At 58.4% G+C, this 14,438-nt stretch carries 12 protein-coding genes and 1 pseudogene; 4 read left to right on the forward strand and 9 right to left on the reverse strand.

The window, feature by feature from the left end; translation table 11 throughout:
• From glyA to NKJ17_RS32575, 3 genes and pseudogenes are all read left to right on the forward strand, one after another.
• Positions 1 to 251: pseudogene (gene glyA / locus NKJ17_RS32565) on the forward strand (serine hydroxymethyltransferase); the annotation flags it as partial.
• Between the two features lie 651 nt (positions 252 to 902).
• Positions 903 to 1,112: a hypothetical protein gene (locus tag NKJ17_RS32570; RefSeq protein ID WP_352691803.1), complete on the forward strand. Its 210-nt coding sequence runs from the start codon at positions 903 to 905 to the stop codon at positions 1,110 to 1,112.
• A gap of 223 nt (positions 1,113 to 1,335) precedes the next feature.
• Entirely contained in the window at positions 1,336 to 2,292 is a 957-nt protein-coding gene (locus NKJ17_RS32575) for a LysR family transcriptional regulator (RefSeq protein WP_352691804.1), read from the forward strand.
• Between the two features lies 1 nt (position 2,293).
• On the opposite strand, the gene NKJ17_RS32580 is transcribed toward NKJ17_RS32575, so the two are convergent.
• Genes NKJ17_RS32580 through glmS form a run of 7 tightly spaced genes read right to left on the reverse strand, consistent with a single transcriptional unit; the run spans position 2,294 to position 10,170 of the window.
• Positions 2,294 to 3,817: a fumarate hydratase gene (locus NKJ17_RS32580; protein WP_352691806.1), complete on the reverse strand. Its 1,524-nt coding sequence runs from the start codon at positions 3,815 to 3,817 to the stop codon at positions 2,294 to 2,296.
• Positions 3,818 to 3,823: 6 nt separating this feature from the next.
• Positions 3,824 to 4,147, reverse strand: a complete 324-nt coding sequence (locus NKJ17_RS32585; protein WP_352691807.1) for a DUF4387 domain-containing protein — start codon at positions 4,145 to 4,147, stop codon at positions 3,824 to 3,826.
• The gene (locus NKJ17_RS32590) at positions 4,144 to 5,556 is read right to left on the reverse strand and encodes an acyclic terpene utilization AtuA family protein (RefSeq protein WP_352691809.1); all 1,413 of its coding nucleotides are present in this window, start codon (positions 5,554 to 5,556) and stop codon (positions 4,144 to 4,146) included. Before NKJ17_RS32590 ends, NKJ17_RS32585 begins: the two co-directional genes overlap by 4 nt.
• Positions 5,553 to 6,815, reverse strand: a complete 1,263-nt coding sequence (locus tag NKJ17_RS32595; RefSeq protein WP_352691810.1) for a methylaspartate ammonia-lyase — start codon at positions 6,813 to 6,815, stop codon at positions 5,553 to 5,555. The genes NKJ17_RS32590 and NKJ17_RS32595 overlap by 4 nt, the downstream gene beginning before the upstream one ends.
• A gap of 36 nt (positions 6,816 to 6,851) precedes the next feature.
• Complete coding sequence (locus tag NKJ17_RS32600; RefSeq protein ID WP_352691811.1) at positions 6,852 to 8,312, reverse strand: methylaspartate mutase subunit E; 1,461 nt, start codon at positions 8,310 to 8,312, stop codon at positions 6,852 to 6,854.
• 29 nt (positions 8,313 to 8,341) lie between these two features.
• The gene (locus NKJ17_RS32605; protein ID WP_352691812.1) at positions 8,342 to 9,706 is read right to left on the reverse strand and encodes a glutamate mutase L; all 1,365 of its coding nucleotides are present in this window, start codon (positions 9,704 to 9,706) and stop codon (positions 8,342 to 8,344) included.
• Positions 9,703 to 10,170, reverse strand: coding sequence for a methylaspartate mutase subunit S (gene glmS, locus NKJ17_RS32610; RefSeq protein WP_352691813.1), 468 nt, complete (start codon positions 10,168 to 10,170; stop codon positions 9,703 to 9,705). The genes NKJ17_RS32605 and glmS overlap by 4 nt, the downstream gene beginning before the upstream one ends.
• Before the next feature lie 610 nt (positions 10,171 to 10,780).
• Here glmS and NKJ17_RS32615 point away from each other — a divergent pair.
• Positions 10,781 to 11,704, forward strand: a complete 924-nt coding sequence (locus NKJ17_RS32615) for a LysR family transcriptional regulator (protein WP_352691814.1) — start codon at positions 10,781 to 10,783, stop codon at positions 11,702 to 11,704.
• A gap of 36 nt (positions 11,705 to 11,740) precedes the next feature.
• Here NKJ17_RS32615 and lhpI read toward each other — a convergent pair whose 3' ends face one another.
• Both lhpI and NKJ17_RS32625 read right to left on the reverse strand, forming a co-directional pair.
• The gene (gene lhpI, locus NKJ17_RS32620) at positions 11,741 to 12,670 is read right to left on the reverse strand and encodes a bifunctional Delta(1)-pyrroline-2-carboxylate/Delta(1)-piperideine-2-carboxylate reductase (protein WP_352691816.1); all 930 of its coding nucleotides are present in this window, start codon (positions 12,668 to 12,670) and stop codon (positions 11,741 to 11,743) included.
• Positions 12,670 to 13,914, reverse strand: coding sequence for a Zn-dependent hydrolase (locus tag NKJ17_RS32625; protein WP_352691817.1), 1,245 nt, complete (start codon positions 13,912 to 13,914; stop codon positions 12,670 to 12,672). Before NKJ17_RS32625 ends, lhpI begins: the two co-directional genes overlap by 1 nt.
• Positions 13,915 to 14,438 lie beyond the last annotated feature (524 nt).

A 14,438-nucleotide genomic window follows, 5' to 3' on the forward strand; every position in this document is an offset into this window, starting at 1 on the left:
GCGTGACAACGAACCGCAATCTCGTGCCGCAAGACAGCCAATCACCGAATGTCACCTCGGGGCTCCGGATGGGAACGTCCGCAATTGCAGCTCGTGGAATGGCAGATCCGGAAGCATCTGCACTAGCAGAGATCATTGCCAACGTTTTAGATCGACTTGCAGCGAATCCAAGCCAAGGGCTGGAAATCGACGTAGACATTGCCGGACGAGTGTTGACGCTGGCGGAGAGATTCCCGCTATACCCCACCTAACCGGTGGGGCAGATGTTCCTCTAACAGTCATCTGTGATTTTTCATCGAATGAGGACCCTGTTTGAGGGGTGATTTTTGTCCAAACGGGGGTCTGACTCACATTTGATGATTTTGCATGGCGGCGTGGTGCTGTGTAAGCGCGTAGGCATCCCCACGTAGCGTGCAGGCGGTTGATCGCTCATTTTCAGCATGAATCATGCGGAGAATCCTCACATGGGAGCATCTATGTCAGTCATCCCCAAAGTATCGGTTCCAGGTTCCAAGCCCGACTGTGTGACACGGCTCGTTTTGCCGAGCCTCATCCACCTCACATACGGTCGCCGTTTTATTTCGGCTGCACCAACATCCCGCTTCCGGCGGGCAGGGCTTAGGTCGACAAAACCATTCTATGAGACGAGACGGCATCTCGCCGAAGATTCTCTCGGTCGTCGGCCTGGAACCACCATGGCTCATGAGACCTTGGTGGTATGGCGCCGTCAATGATGACCCCAGAGGCGACATACTTCCAAAGCGCCACCAACAGCTTGCGCGCCAGCGCGACGATGGCCGTCTTCTTCATGCGACCAAAACGGCGGCCGTCATCCCGACAATCAGCTTGCCCAAGCTGCAAGGCCGACATCAAGCTGAACGAATCGCTCGCGGCTCCCCTGATTGCCACTACCCGCCAAGACCGAGCGACGTCTGGCGCAAAACGCCTCCATCGCGGCCCGAGAGGAAGAGCTACAACGCAAGCAAGCAGCCATTGATGCCGCCCAGGCCTACATCCAAAGCCAGGTGGCGAAGAAGATCAGGCTTGAGCGCGGGGCTATCGCTGCCGCGGAGGGTCGCAAGGCCACGCTACTGCTCCCGTCGGCGCGCTGAGGCAGTACACGCATTCTGGCATCGACCCCCGAAGCAGCGGCTTAGCGTGTCAGCGGGAACAGTTCTCTTTCCGACCGAAGGCGCCCGCTGACACGGGTGAAGTCTAGGTATCCGAGTTTTAGATATGCTATTGATAACTCTTTGTGAAGGTTCGCACAACAATGACAATCTTGTAAAGCTGCGGCGCCTTGGGAGTGTCAATCGCGGACAGTGAGTGCCTTAAATGGTTGATACGACTGAGAAAGTAACGCTCCGTCAGCTTCAGATTTTCCTGGCAGCAGTGGAACACAGAAGTTTTTGGCGGGCTGCTGCTCAACTCGAGCTTTCCCCTCCAGCGGTCTCCATGCAGATGGCCAAATTGTCCGAGGCGCTCGGCTCTACTCTCTTCGAGAAGGATGGTCGCTCGATACAACTGACGGCAGCCGCGACGGCGCTTATCCCGTATGCGGAGCGCATGACCGAGGCATTGCATGAGGCCCAGGGTGTGCTCAGCGCCTTGCAAGGGCGATTGAACGGCTTGGTGCGCGTCGCCATGGTTACGACTTCCCGAAACTTTGGTCCCCATTTGCTGCAGGAGTTCCGGCGGCGGCATCCCGATGTCCTCATCGAATCGATCATCGCCAACAGAGAGGGCGTCATCAAGCGGTTGGAGGCCAATCAGATCGACATCGCCCTGATGGGACGGCCACCGCAACGGCTGGAAGTCGAGGCCCTGCCCTTTGCGAAACATCCATACGTGCTGATAGGGCACCCCCTCAATGCGTTGGCAAAGCGAAAATTGATATCGCGGCGCGAGTTGTCACATCAGCCCTTCTTTGTGCGTGAAGAGGGCTCCGGGACCCGAATGGTCCACGAAAACTACTTTCTCAGCGAAAGGCTGCAGTTGCCCAACGCATCGATGATGGACAGTAATGAAAACATAAAACAGGCCATCATGGCCGATATGGGCATCGCCTTCATATCGGCTCATACGGTGGCACTCGAACTCCAAGCCAAGAAGCTGGCTATACTTGCCGCAGACGGCATGCCGACGATGCGCGAGTGGTTCGTGTTGCACCTGAAGCGCAAGAAACTCAGTCCTGCGGCTCAGAGTTTCAAAGCGTTTGTGCGCGATCAAGGTCCTGCTTTGATGCGACGTCTCTTTGGAATGCTCGAAAAAAAGAAAGCTGGAGGGAGCTAACTTAGCCGCCAGCCTGCCTGCCCAAACCAGATGCTGCGTCGCGCCATTTCCTTGGACCGATCGTGTGGATTGAAGTTCCGCGACTGTCGACTGCAACCGTGACCGGCATATCCTCCACATTCAGCCGGTAGATGGCTTCCATGCCGAGATCGGCATAGGCGACAATCTCAGCTGAGCGGACAGCTTTTGAGACAAGGTAGGCTGCGCCCCCGACAGCGATCAAGTAGGCCGCTTTGTGTCTGGCGATTGCCTCTATGGCTTCAGGACCCCGCTCCGCCTTGCCGATCATTACCTGCAATCCAGTTCCGGACAGAATCTCCTCGACGAAGCGATCAATGCGCGTCGCCGTCGTTGGGCCGGCGGGGCCGATAACCTCACCATCAACCGGATCGACCGGGCCGACATAGTAAATCGCCCGCCCCCTGAGATCCACCGGCAGCGGCTCGCCGGCGCGCAGCGTCTCCACCATCCGCTTGTGGGCGGCATCGCGGCCCGTAAACAGCGCGCCGGATAGAAGCAGCGTTTCACCGGGGCGCCAGCTTTCGATCTCGGTACCCTCAAGGCGATCGAGATTCACACGGCGTACTCCTGCCGCGCTTTGCTCGACCACGATTTCGGGCCAGTCATTGATGCTTGGGACATCAAAGAGCGCCGGTCCGGATCCATCCAGCTCGAAATGAATATGCCGAGTCGCTGCGCAGTTCGGAATAAGAGCGACAGGCAGCGACGCGGCATGGGTCGGAAAACAGCGCAGTTTCACATCTAGGACCGTCGTGACGCCCCCAAGCCCCTGCGCGCCGATACCGAGGGCGTTCACTCGCTCGAAAATCTCCAACCGCACTTCCTCAATCCGCGATGACGGGCCGCGGCGCTTGAGATCGAGCATGTCTAATGGCTCGTGCAAGGATTCCTTGGCCATCGCCATCGCCTTGTCGACACTCCCGCCGACACCGATCCCGAGGATGCCCGGGGGGCACCATCCTGCCCCTAGAGTCTCCACGGTTCGCACGATCCAGTCCGTGATGGAGTCCGCAGGCTCGAGGACTGTGAACTTGGTCTTGTTCTCCGAGCCGCCGCCCTTTGCAGAAACGTCGACCGCCATGCCGGCTCCTGCGACCAGCTCAACGCTCACCATCGCAGGTGTGTTGTCTCCACTATTCAGGCGCCCAAACAGCGGGTCACGTACCATCGAGGCGCGGAGCGGATTGTCATTGGCCCTCCAAGCACGCCGCACCGCCTCGTCTACGAGATCTTGCAGGGACCGATTGGTGAGAATTCGGGCCCCTGTGCCGATCTTGACGAAGACATTGGCCGTACCAGTGTCCTGGCAAATGGGGCGCTTCCCAATCGCGCACATCCGCGAATTCACCAGGATCTGCCCGATCGCCTGTTTTGCCGGCGCGCTTTCCTCGCGCTCGTAGGCGGCCGCCAAGTTGCGAACGAAGTCGGGAGGGTGATAGCAGGAGATGAATTGCAGCGCCTCGGCAACGCTGTCGACGAAGTCGGCTTCCCAAATCTCGGTCATCACAGTCTATCCCTCCGGATCGAAGGGGACGTCGAGCAAGGGCGCGTGTTGCTGCGCCCCGTAGACGTCGGTTTCGCCAATGGCTGCGGATGGGCGGCGGCGCTTGATCGTGGCCTTGATGGCATTCGCCGGTTCGAAGGCCACGATATCGAGGACATCTCCCGCCGGAACCCCATAGAGGCGACTGATCAAGCTCCTGTTGATCAGTTGCGTGTCGCGGGCGTGTTCAAATGCACTACGTTCCTTGAAGATGATATCGAGCGTTAGCTCGAACGGCCCAGCGTTCTTGCTCCTCACAACAAGGGCGGCATCCGCGAGGGTGCCCTTCATGGCAGCGGGCCTTGCAGCTCGGAGATCTCGATAGTGGAAAACAGACTGAGGGGATCGTCCATCTCCAGCAAATGATAGAGGCTGAATTCGTAGATCTGTCCGACCTTGAAGTCCGAAGGCGAGTAGGGAAAGGCCAGATTGCCAGCCGTCGAGATGCGGCCGGGATAACCGAAATGCAGCATCGTTGCCCGGGCGAAGCCACAGATCGTGTCGGCAAGACCCTGCGTCTCACCCACCGCCTCAATCACAAGGCAGATTTCATGTGAGGTGATTGTCCTCTGCGGCTCGAGGTCGCCCATAACCCCATCCCTGCCATAAACGCGGACCATCAGCTGATAGGCGCTATCCGGGACGTGAGAAAAGTTGTCGGCCACGCGACGGCGAACCCCTTCGATGATCGTACCGACTTGGGCAATGAAGATGGGATCTCGGGCACCAGCGATGGAGACCGTGCGGAACCCGGCTGGCGCGGCACCCTCGAGCTTCACTCTATACGGGCGCGATGGCGAGAAACGGCTGCCGGAGACGCGCACGCGTTGCTCGTCGAGTTGCTCGAAACGCGTTTGTGTTAGGTCTAGCGCGCCGCCAGGACCGGGCAGGTGGTAAGGATCGCTCTTTTCATAAAGCGTGTGCGCTGCAACCGATGCTACGGTGCACCGGCGAGTTGGAGAAAGCGCCTGAACAGTGAAGCTGTTTTCTGACAACGTGCCAAGCATGCAGTCGCTGCCACTGCCCGGTGTCGCGGCGATAGCTGCACATTCGAGAATCTTGCCCATATGCAGCGCTAGCCCGCGGTCGAAGCCGCGCGCGATTGGCACTGCGGCAAAGACAGCTGGATCGTAGCAACGTCCGGCCACGATCACATCCGCGCCGCGCGCAAGGGCATCCAGGAGCGGTTCCTCGCCCATCTGCGCCACGATGTGCGTGCTGGCGTTGATTGTCTCGTGAGTGGCCGTGGGCACTCCTGGAAGCGTATCGACATGACCACGAGTGAGAGCCGCGCAAAGGGCTGCTTTTTCGATGTCGGCCGGAATCGCTGCAAGGCATCCTTGAAGTCGATCCTCCCGCGCGACTTCGCGAACGATATCAAGGGTCCAATTGAGATGGGGACGAGCTCCGCAACCGCCGGCGCTACCGATTAACAACGGGATCTCGCGCCTCCTCGCGGCGCGCAGCATCAAGCGCAAATCGCGCTTGACCGCGGCGCGATCCGTGAAGCAAACTCCTGCTCCCAGATAATATGGGCCCGGATCGCTTGATCCGGCATCGACCGCAATAACATCTGGATCCTGGGCGAGGCCGGCTTCGAAAGACGCTTCCGGAAAGCCGTAGCCAAGAATTGCTGTCGGCGAGAGCACCTTGATTTTGCGCCAGGTGCCCGAACCAGCCCGCTCTGTGCTCGAATTCATGTCATCACACTTACGCTCGCGTTCTTCGCCTGGAGGATTGCCAAGTTGCGCCGCATCTCGTTGGCAACGATGGTCATGCCTTCATCGAAGCCCATGCCTGGTTTGACAAGGACACGCTGCGGCCGCGTCGCCTGCGCGACATGCAGACAGGTCCTTGCAGAGACATCGGTCTCGTTGCAGGTACCGCCTTGATAGGCCTCTACCCCATGTTCCCGGCAATAAAGCACCGCCTCCACCGTGTTATGGATGCTGCCGAGGTCCGGTGTCTTGATCTGAACCATATCGCAGCACTCGGCATCGACGAACTCAACGATGTCCTGGTAGGTGTTGCACCATTCGTCTGCAACGATCTTGACCGAACTCGAACGGGCTCGAAGAGCCTCGCGGATTTCCTTCAGCAGCGCAATTTGACGAGGTTTGCTGCCCGCGTCGACCGGGCCCTCGATATAAAGCTCGAAGGGCGAAACACGCTCGCCCAGCCCCGCGAGATAGGCCGAGATCTTGCCGTGGTCGTTTGCGAAGATCATGCCGATCGTTCCGTAGACATCGACGTGCAGAACAGGTGAATAGCTGGCATCGCTCCGCAATTGCAGGATACGTTGCGTTAGCCAGGTCATGTACTCCTGAAGCTTGCCTCCGTTGCGCCCAAGCTTGCTGGCGACGTTGTTGATCAGGCCGTGGGGCAGCGCGTCGACACCCTTCATGACCATCTTGTCGACGGCGTTGTAACGGTCGTCGCCGCTTTGGCCGAAGAGGGCGAGCGGCTTCAACTCGATAGGAAGGCCGTATTCGTCACACACCACCTCAACTTTGAGCCGTCCCGATGCCTTGGCGGTGGCATCCAGAAGGGCCTGCGACAACCCGTACCGGATGGCGGTATGGATCCGATTGCCATCTTGCTCGAGCCGGTCAAAATAGCGGGCGTTGCCCATGAACTCCGCGACATCCCGTCCGATGAGGAGCGGCCGCAACACTTCTTGCATCCAAGGAATGTAGCCAGCGGCCGTGAAAAGGGGATCGCGCCCGCCGGCACCTGAATACTGCACGGCAGCGCAATCGCCTTCAGCCCAAAGGCCGTTCTTGAGCTTCAGAAGGACGCTGACCGCTTCGCCTGATTGCCTGATTCTATCAAAGCCAGGTGTCTTGGCTTTGCCGACATAGGTGAAGCCGTCCTGTTCTGCACCCGCCTTGATTGCCGCCTGATCGTCGAAATAGAACGAGGACAAGGCCGGCGTGAACAATGCTTCCGTGATCTTCATGCGAGTGCTCTTCACTTTGTGTAGCGTGTGTGCCGGCTACGGGCGACCGATCAAATTGCTCGACGAGATGGCGCGGACATCGTCCACTACCATTTGAAATGAGGCCTGGCGGCCTTCGACCGCAGCGCGCTCTGCGATCTTGTCCTTGTGGAACGCGACGACATCTTCCGGGAGCGGAATGTCACCCTTGCTGAAAACCCGGATCGCACCGTTATTGTCGCGGATGGGAGTCATTCGTCCGGCGTTGATGCTGGCCGGCGCGAACGGGATATCCATGACGCCGGCTTCGAACGCCAGGACGGCACCGCGCGCCACATCGCCATTGCCGAGTTCGATGACTTTACGCATCACCGCATGCACTTCTCGCTCGATAATTTCTATTTCCTGCGTGATCTCATCAGTCTCCAGCGGCCTTTGATCCCCGACCATGTTGATCATCTGTGCCGTCGCCTGCAGGCCAGAACGGTTGGCGTCCATGGTCGGCACGCCGGCGGCTTCATGAGGTGTCTTCACAATGATCTTAGTCGCCCCGGCGAACTTTGCGGCTGCCGAGCCCAGCGCAATTACCGAATAGGCCTGCGCTTCGCTTTCAGGAAAGCCACCCATCCACTGGTGGAACACCGTAGAGAGCGCGTAATCCTGATAACCAAATTCTTCGAAGTAGTGCTTGGCGAGCCTCCGCAAGGATCGGATGGCGGCGATGTCTTGCGCAAGATTGCCTGCCTGGCCGTATCCTAGCGTGATGCACTTCACCCCCTGTTCCAGCGCCAGCAGTCCCTCGATCAATGCGACCGTATGGGAGACGAAGGGCGGCACGAGCGTGCCGGTGAGGGGACCGAACGGCTCCCTGTTGATCCTGATGCCTTCCTCTTCGTACAGGCCGACCAGGCGATCGCAGTATTGCCAGTGGCGGATCGACCTCTCCAACGGCACGCTCTTCGAGTACGGGATGTTGTAGGAGATCCCACCGCCCTCGAAGCTGGAGAATCCCGCAGCTAGCGTGATCTCCGCCAGCAACCGGGCATCGGGCGTGCCATGACGGACTTGAACGGGCTTTTCGAGATTGTCGACTAGGCGTTGGCAGCCGGCGACACCGTGATTGACCGGAGGGAATCCGTTCAAGAGGGATGTGCCTGCAGCTCTGGATCGCTCGATGCCCTTCTCCGCCTCGTGATAGCGGTTGTGTCGTGTGTAAGCATCAACCGTGGTCGGGAGGACATCGCAAAAGGGAGAAAGGTCTTGCAGTAGCCGAATATGTTCGAGCAGCAGGGCCACGCCGGCGCGCGGCTGCAACAGGGTCTTGCCGCTGGCTTCCGCTCGCGCCAGGGAGATCGAGAACTTCTTCGAGTCCGCCATTTCCTGATGACGCTGGATGGCCGCGGCGAAATTGACATCGTGGCCCGTTGGCCAAGATCGAAGCACACCACACCGCTCTGATTCATACGTCGATCGATCGAGCTTCTTGTTTTCGATCGTGGTGCCAGCAGGAAGTGTCATGAAGGGAACCGCCGGGGAGGTTTTCGATATCAATGGTTTTCGACCAACGCCTCAAGCCCTGCGCGGACCGCAGCCGCAGGATGGGCGGCGGCGACGTTTGCGAGAAGCGGCAGAAGATATTCCGGATCACGGAGGTACCTCGCTCGAAGCGGCGCCAGAACGCGTTTCCCATATTCGTCGGTGCCCAGCGAAGAGAGGCTGTCTCGCGGCCGAAAGTTGGCGGTCGCGGAGAGATATCCGCCGGTTCCGATGATCTGCGGAACCTCTGTAAGGTCACGCCCAACCTGGACGGTGACCAACCCTTCTGCGGTACAGACCTCATGAGCCCGGCCTGAATGACGCGCCACCGACTGCACCAGGTTCGCGCTGGCAAGCACCCCATCAAACCTCCGCTCCTCAGGGTTACTGGCCAGTGTTTCGGGAGCTCTCGATACCCTGTCGACAAAGCTCGAAAAGGCTGGATCGGCACCGAGGCTTTCTGACGTATCAAGCTTTCGCGCGGCCACCGCTGCCGAGCGGGCAGACACGCGCATGCCGAGGTCGCCCTCCACCGTACGCTTCACTTTGGCTTCAGGCAGTCCACGACGCACCGTGCCTGCCAGATTTTTCTCCTCGTGCACCGAATACACATCGGTAGTAGCACCACCCATGTCGACCATCACGAACTCACCGAATTCCGGAGCGAACTCGGCGATGTAGCGGCAGTATTCGAATAGGGCATAAGGCGTGGGCCAGGGTTCTTTACCTGTAGAAGTGACAATCCGATCGAGGCCCTTGCCCGTCGTTATCCTTTTGAGAAAGAGCTCCCGGATCGCAGTGCGGGCCGGCTCGGGATTGGGGTTTTCCAAGTCCGGCAGTACGTTTTCAACGCAAACCAGGTCGCGGCCATCCAAGATGCGTTCCACCTCGTCGCGGACGGCGCGGTTCCCTGCAAAGACAATGGTCGCCGCCAAGTTAGCTTTGGCAAGCTTTCGCGCATTTTCCACTGGATAGTGCGTGTTGCCGCCATCGGCTCCGCCTGCGAGCAGGATGATGTCCGAGTTGGAATTGCCAAGCGCGGCAATGTCGGCGGTGCTAAGCGCGTAGGCGAAACTATGTGTGATCTTCGCTCCAGCCGAGTATGCCGTCAGCTTAGCCATCTCTGCCGTGAGATCGGGCACGATGCCAATTGCGGCGATAGCCAAGCCGCCCTTAGCCGACGACGAATAGAATATCTGATCGGGCTTTCCATCCGCAGACAACGCGTCATAGACGGCGTTGAAGCCGCGAGAGAGGTCGTCCACCGTTGTCGGACGAGCTGCGCGCTTTACAACCCGCAAGTCGTTCCGACTCGATAGCACAAAGGTTGCACCTTTGGTCCACGTAGAACCGATATCGATCGACAGGAGCCTCATCCGACTTGTCGGAGCTCGGAAACTCCGACCAGCTGCGCCTGCCTCCGACCGCGCGTGATGTCGCCCTTAAGCATCTCTGCAACCGTCGCTAGATCAACGCTGGGCTTGAACACCCTATCGAAGCCCATGGCCTTGAAGAGCTCTTCGATGGCGGAGAAATCACGCTTTCCAATAATAAGGTTGCCACCAACGTAGAGAACGATGTCGCCCAGGCCGCGCTCAACACAACGGTCACGAAATCCCATGCAGTCGATTTCGCCGTGGCCGTAGATCGAGGAGACCAGGATCGCATCGGCACCGGTCTCGATAGCCGCATCTATGAACTCATCCTGGCTAACCATCACACCGAGGTTCACCACATCGACGCCGTGCTGCCCGAGCACGCTCATGATGATCTTGTTGCCGACTGCATGACAGTCCGCTCCAATCACGCCCAGCACCACTTTGAATTCAGGAGCGACCATTCGATTCATCTTCCTATGAGCCCCGCAGATGCATCCCTTTACAACGAGCATCCGTGGAGTCAACAATCATTATCTGATGATAGAAATAGATAAATTAAACTGATCTGTTAGGAACGATGAGCCTTCGGCATTTGGAGAATGAAATGGTCAGTTTGCGGGTCCGGCCTCATCGGAGGTGAGCATCGATCTTTCCTAGTTCAGCTCAAAGATCGGCAGCGTTCGACCCAGCAAGAGAGGCCGTGGTCGAGTTCCAGATCGCAGATGATGGTTCGTAGCGCTGCTCCTAGCGCCGGGCTCAATCGCGCCGTGTGTTCAGACGAGTCTTCCATCGGTGAGCCTTTGCGATGTAACGCTCGAAGATCAACCCGGCAGCAAGCTAGTGTTCCGCGATTTGCGCTGACATTGCATTGTGAAAAGATCTATCTATGCGGGTTGGACACGTCATTCGCTCCACGCCGGCCGGCTAGGCGGGCGCGCCACATGGCTTAGGGTCCCCGTTCACGCGGCTGCTGGAGAATTGAAAGCTTTGCACAGGCTATCTTATTGTGCAATCGAGGCGAACAAACCTGCAAACTCAACGAAGTCGGACGTATTTTGCGGAGCATACCACATGGGGACGAACGAGCTGAGCTGGAACCTTCTGCGCAGTTTTTGCATCATCGCTGAAGAGAGGAGCATCACCGGCGCCGCGAAACGTCTTCGAATGAGTCAGCCATCCGTCAGCCTTGCGCTGCAAAAACTAGAAGATCAACTCGACTGTAAGCTCGTCTTCCGTGACCCTCGCCATTTTGCGCTGACATTGCGCGGCGAACAGATTTACCAGGAATGTTCCGAGATGTCCCGGTGTGTTGACCGAATCGGCACCCTCTCTCTCGACGGGAGCGATGACGAATTCGGAGAGTTAAAGCTCAGCATGGTTACCCGGCTACAGTCCACTCTCGTGGACGAAGCACTTCGGCTCTATCACCAGAGATACCCATCTGTCACATGGCGCATTGACATCAAGACGTCGCTCGAAATCGTGCGACAGATCTCGATGGACAAGGCTGGCATCGGCATCTGTCTTTTGACAAAAAAAATGCCGACGCTGCGATGCCGCCACTTATTTCGAGAGGATTTTGGCATATTTTGTGGTGCCGAACACCCTCTATTCGGAGTTCAGGAGGTAAATGTCCGAAGGCTTCAACAAGAGCCCTTCATCGCCTTCGATTGCGCCACTGATGGGAGCGGATTCGAGCCGATGATCTTTCTACGAGAAGGCCTTGGTCTCGGACGCCGAGTTAGCGGATGGAGCCACGAGCTCGACGAGGTGCGCCGCATGCTGATATCGGGTCTGGGCATAGGCCTATTGCCCGTTCTCACCGCCCACGATGATGTGGCCCAGGGGCGACTGTGGCCGTTGCGGCTGTTCGATGAGCCGCTCGGCGCGGATGTCTACCTCATCTCTTCCAACTTGAGCTCGCTGACCCCTCCGGAACAAAAATTTGCCGATCTGATTGATGAGCTTCTGGGCCTTTATCCCGAGATGACCTGAAGGTGTGGCACCCAGAATCGCATCATCGAGCGCCCATCAACGTCGTATAACCTTCATCGCGGCGGCTAGGTCTTCTTGCGAAAGGCCGGTGGATTTGAAGACGGTCCGCCCGATCTCGTTCAGGCGGCCCGGGTGGCCCCGCGCAAGCTCCGTCAGATCCGCCACAATATCTTCTGCGAAGAATGCGCCCTCGGCGATCGGTTGCGCCAGATCGCCCGCCAGAACAGCCCCTGCGCGCCCGTCGACGAACACTCGCGCCCCAGTGATCGCAGCCGTATCACTTTCGCGCATGTCGGGCTTAAATGCGCCTATGAGATCGAGGTGCGATGCCTCCCGCAGCCAGGCGCCGCGGATCATCGGCGTTGTTGAGGCTGTGACCGAACTTACCACATCCGCTAAGCGACACCCGGACTCTATATCCTCACACGTTTCCGCTGGAAGGCCCCTCATAACGAGCGTAGCCGCCAGGGACCTAGCCTTTTCCACGCTTCGTCCCCAAATCAGCACGCGAGTGTAGGTGCGTACACTCGCGTGGGCGTGGGCCACCGAGAGTGCTAGCTGACCGGTCCCGACAACCAATAAGGTTTGGACGTCTTCCCGGGCCAGATAATCCGCTGCCAGCGCCGAGGCCGCCGCGGTGCGCCGCGCGGTGAGCGCATCCCCATCTAGCGCTGCCGTAAATCTACCGTCAGCCCCGTCGAACATCAGCATGCCGGCGCTGATAGTCGCCTTGCCGTGTGTTGCATTGCCAGGAAAAAAGGTAACGACCTTGACCCCAATCGCTCTGCCACTCTCCCAGGCAGGCATAATCAGAAGTGAGGCTTTTTCGCCATCCGGCAGGTCCATCTCAAGCACCTGACGCGCCGGTGCAACCGTTCTGGCGGCGGAGAAATTCGCTCGAAGTTCCTCGATCAGCCCCGGCCAGTCTAGCCGTGCTTCGATCTCTGCGTGGTCGAAAAGCTGCATCAACGATCCGCACGTTGAACGACGGCGTGCAGAAGCATGTTGAGCCCTGCGCGGAAATCTGCTGGTTCGCAAGATTCATTGTTGTTGTGGGTGATCCCACCCTTGCAGGGTGTAAAAATCATGGCGCTGGGGCAATGCGTCGCCATGTGATAGGCGTCATGACCCGCTTGAGAGCGTATATCGCGCCAACTATAGGACTGACGGACTGCCTCAGCACGGATGCTGTTGATAAGTTCCTCGTCAAATATGTCGCCTCCCCAGCTCCATTCGTCCTCGACCACGGCGATACAGCCGGCCATGGCGGCGCTGGCCTTGGCGGCACGACGCATCTTTTCAGCCATGACCCTGGCGGTTATAGGATCGGGGTGGCGTACATCGGCGACGCATTGGGCCGTGTCAGACAGAATGCCCGGCTTGTTCGGCCAAGCGGCAAGCCGCGATCCAGTGGCCTTGCCGTCGTGGATCGCAAACTCCCAACCAATATCGTCAACTGCAGTCAGAAACCTCGCCCCGGCGATCAGCGCGTTGTGGCGCAGGTCCATCGGGGTTGGGCCGGTGTGGGCGGTTTCGCCTTCGAAGCGAACACGGATGCCGTGGCTCGGGTAAGCGCCGGTGACGATCCCTACCTCCCGCCGCTCCGCATCGAGGATCGGTCCCTGCTCGATGTGCAGCTCGAAATAGGCGTCGATCTCTCCTGCCTGGCAAGGCTTGTCGCCCTTATAGCCAATTCGTTCAAGCACATCGCCGAAACGTTGGCCATCGTCGGCAATCAGGTCGTAGACCCAGTCGCGTTCGTACTGCCCGACAAAACAGCCCGAGGCCACCATCGGCGGAGAAAACCTCGCGCCTTCCTCGTTGGTCCAGTCAACGACGATAATGGGCCTTTTGGTGACATGCCCGAGATCGTTAAGCGCGCGCACAAGCTCGAGCCCGGCAAGCACTCCGGCAATCCCGTCGAAGCGCCCCCCGTTAATCTGAGTGTCGAGATGGCTGCCGATCAGGATCGGTGGCAGTTCGTTGTTGGTACCATTGCGCCTTGCGAAGATTGAGCCGAGTTCATCGATATCGACGCTCAAGCCTGCCTCCCGGCACCAGCCACAAAATAGATCGCGCATCTCGCGATCTGAGTCCGTGAGCGTCAGACGCGACAGGCCTCCCGGACGGCCTTTGCCAATCTTGGCGGAAGCTTCGATTGTTGACCAGAAACGGTCGAGGGACACACGAGCCTCGGAGCAAATTGTCATAGATTATTTCTTTCAAAATAGTGACGTCACTGGCGCCGATCAGGCCAGTGATAACCTCGGCCAACATGATCAGCGGCGGAAGCACCGATGGCACCCACGATTGTGCGGCACCCTCAGTTCTATAAAAAGGACGACGTTTTCCTCCCGTTCCAGACTTCTATCTTTCGGTTGAAAATGCCGGCCGAAGCAGATTTCTTTTCTAGAGATCAGCGGTACGCGTCGCCTTTCCAGCCCAGCAGAGACCCTAGATAAGGGTCATGTGAAGCTCCGTCCGACGGTCGGAAGATGCCTCGCATAACCGACGAAGACAAATAGGTCAGAACTATCGCAGCAATCGACGGTGCCTATCTGCGAAATGCTGAAATATTCTGTACTCTCAAAAGAGGCCGTGCTTTCCTGAAGCTTCCTTGGACCTTCCTCCAGGCACAAGGCACCAAGGCTGTTAACAATAATCAGGGGAACTAGAGGCCATGCGTGTAAGATCAACTATGGGTTACTTCTGCGGTGCACTTGCACTTGCTGTT

Source organism: Mesorhizobium sp. M0208 (assembly GCF_040322015.1).
Classification (GTDB): domain Bacteria; phylum Pseudomonadota; class Alphaproteobacteria; order Rhizobiales; family Rhizobiaceae; genus Mesorhizobium.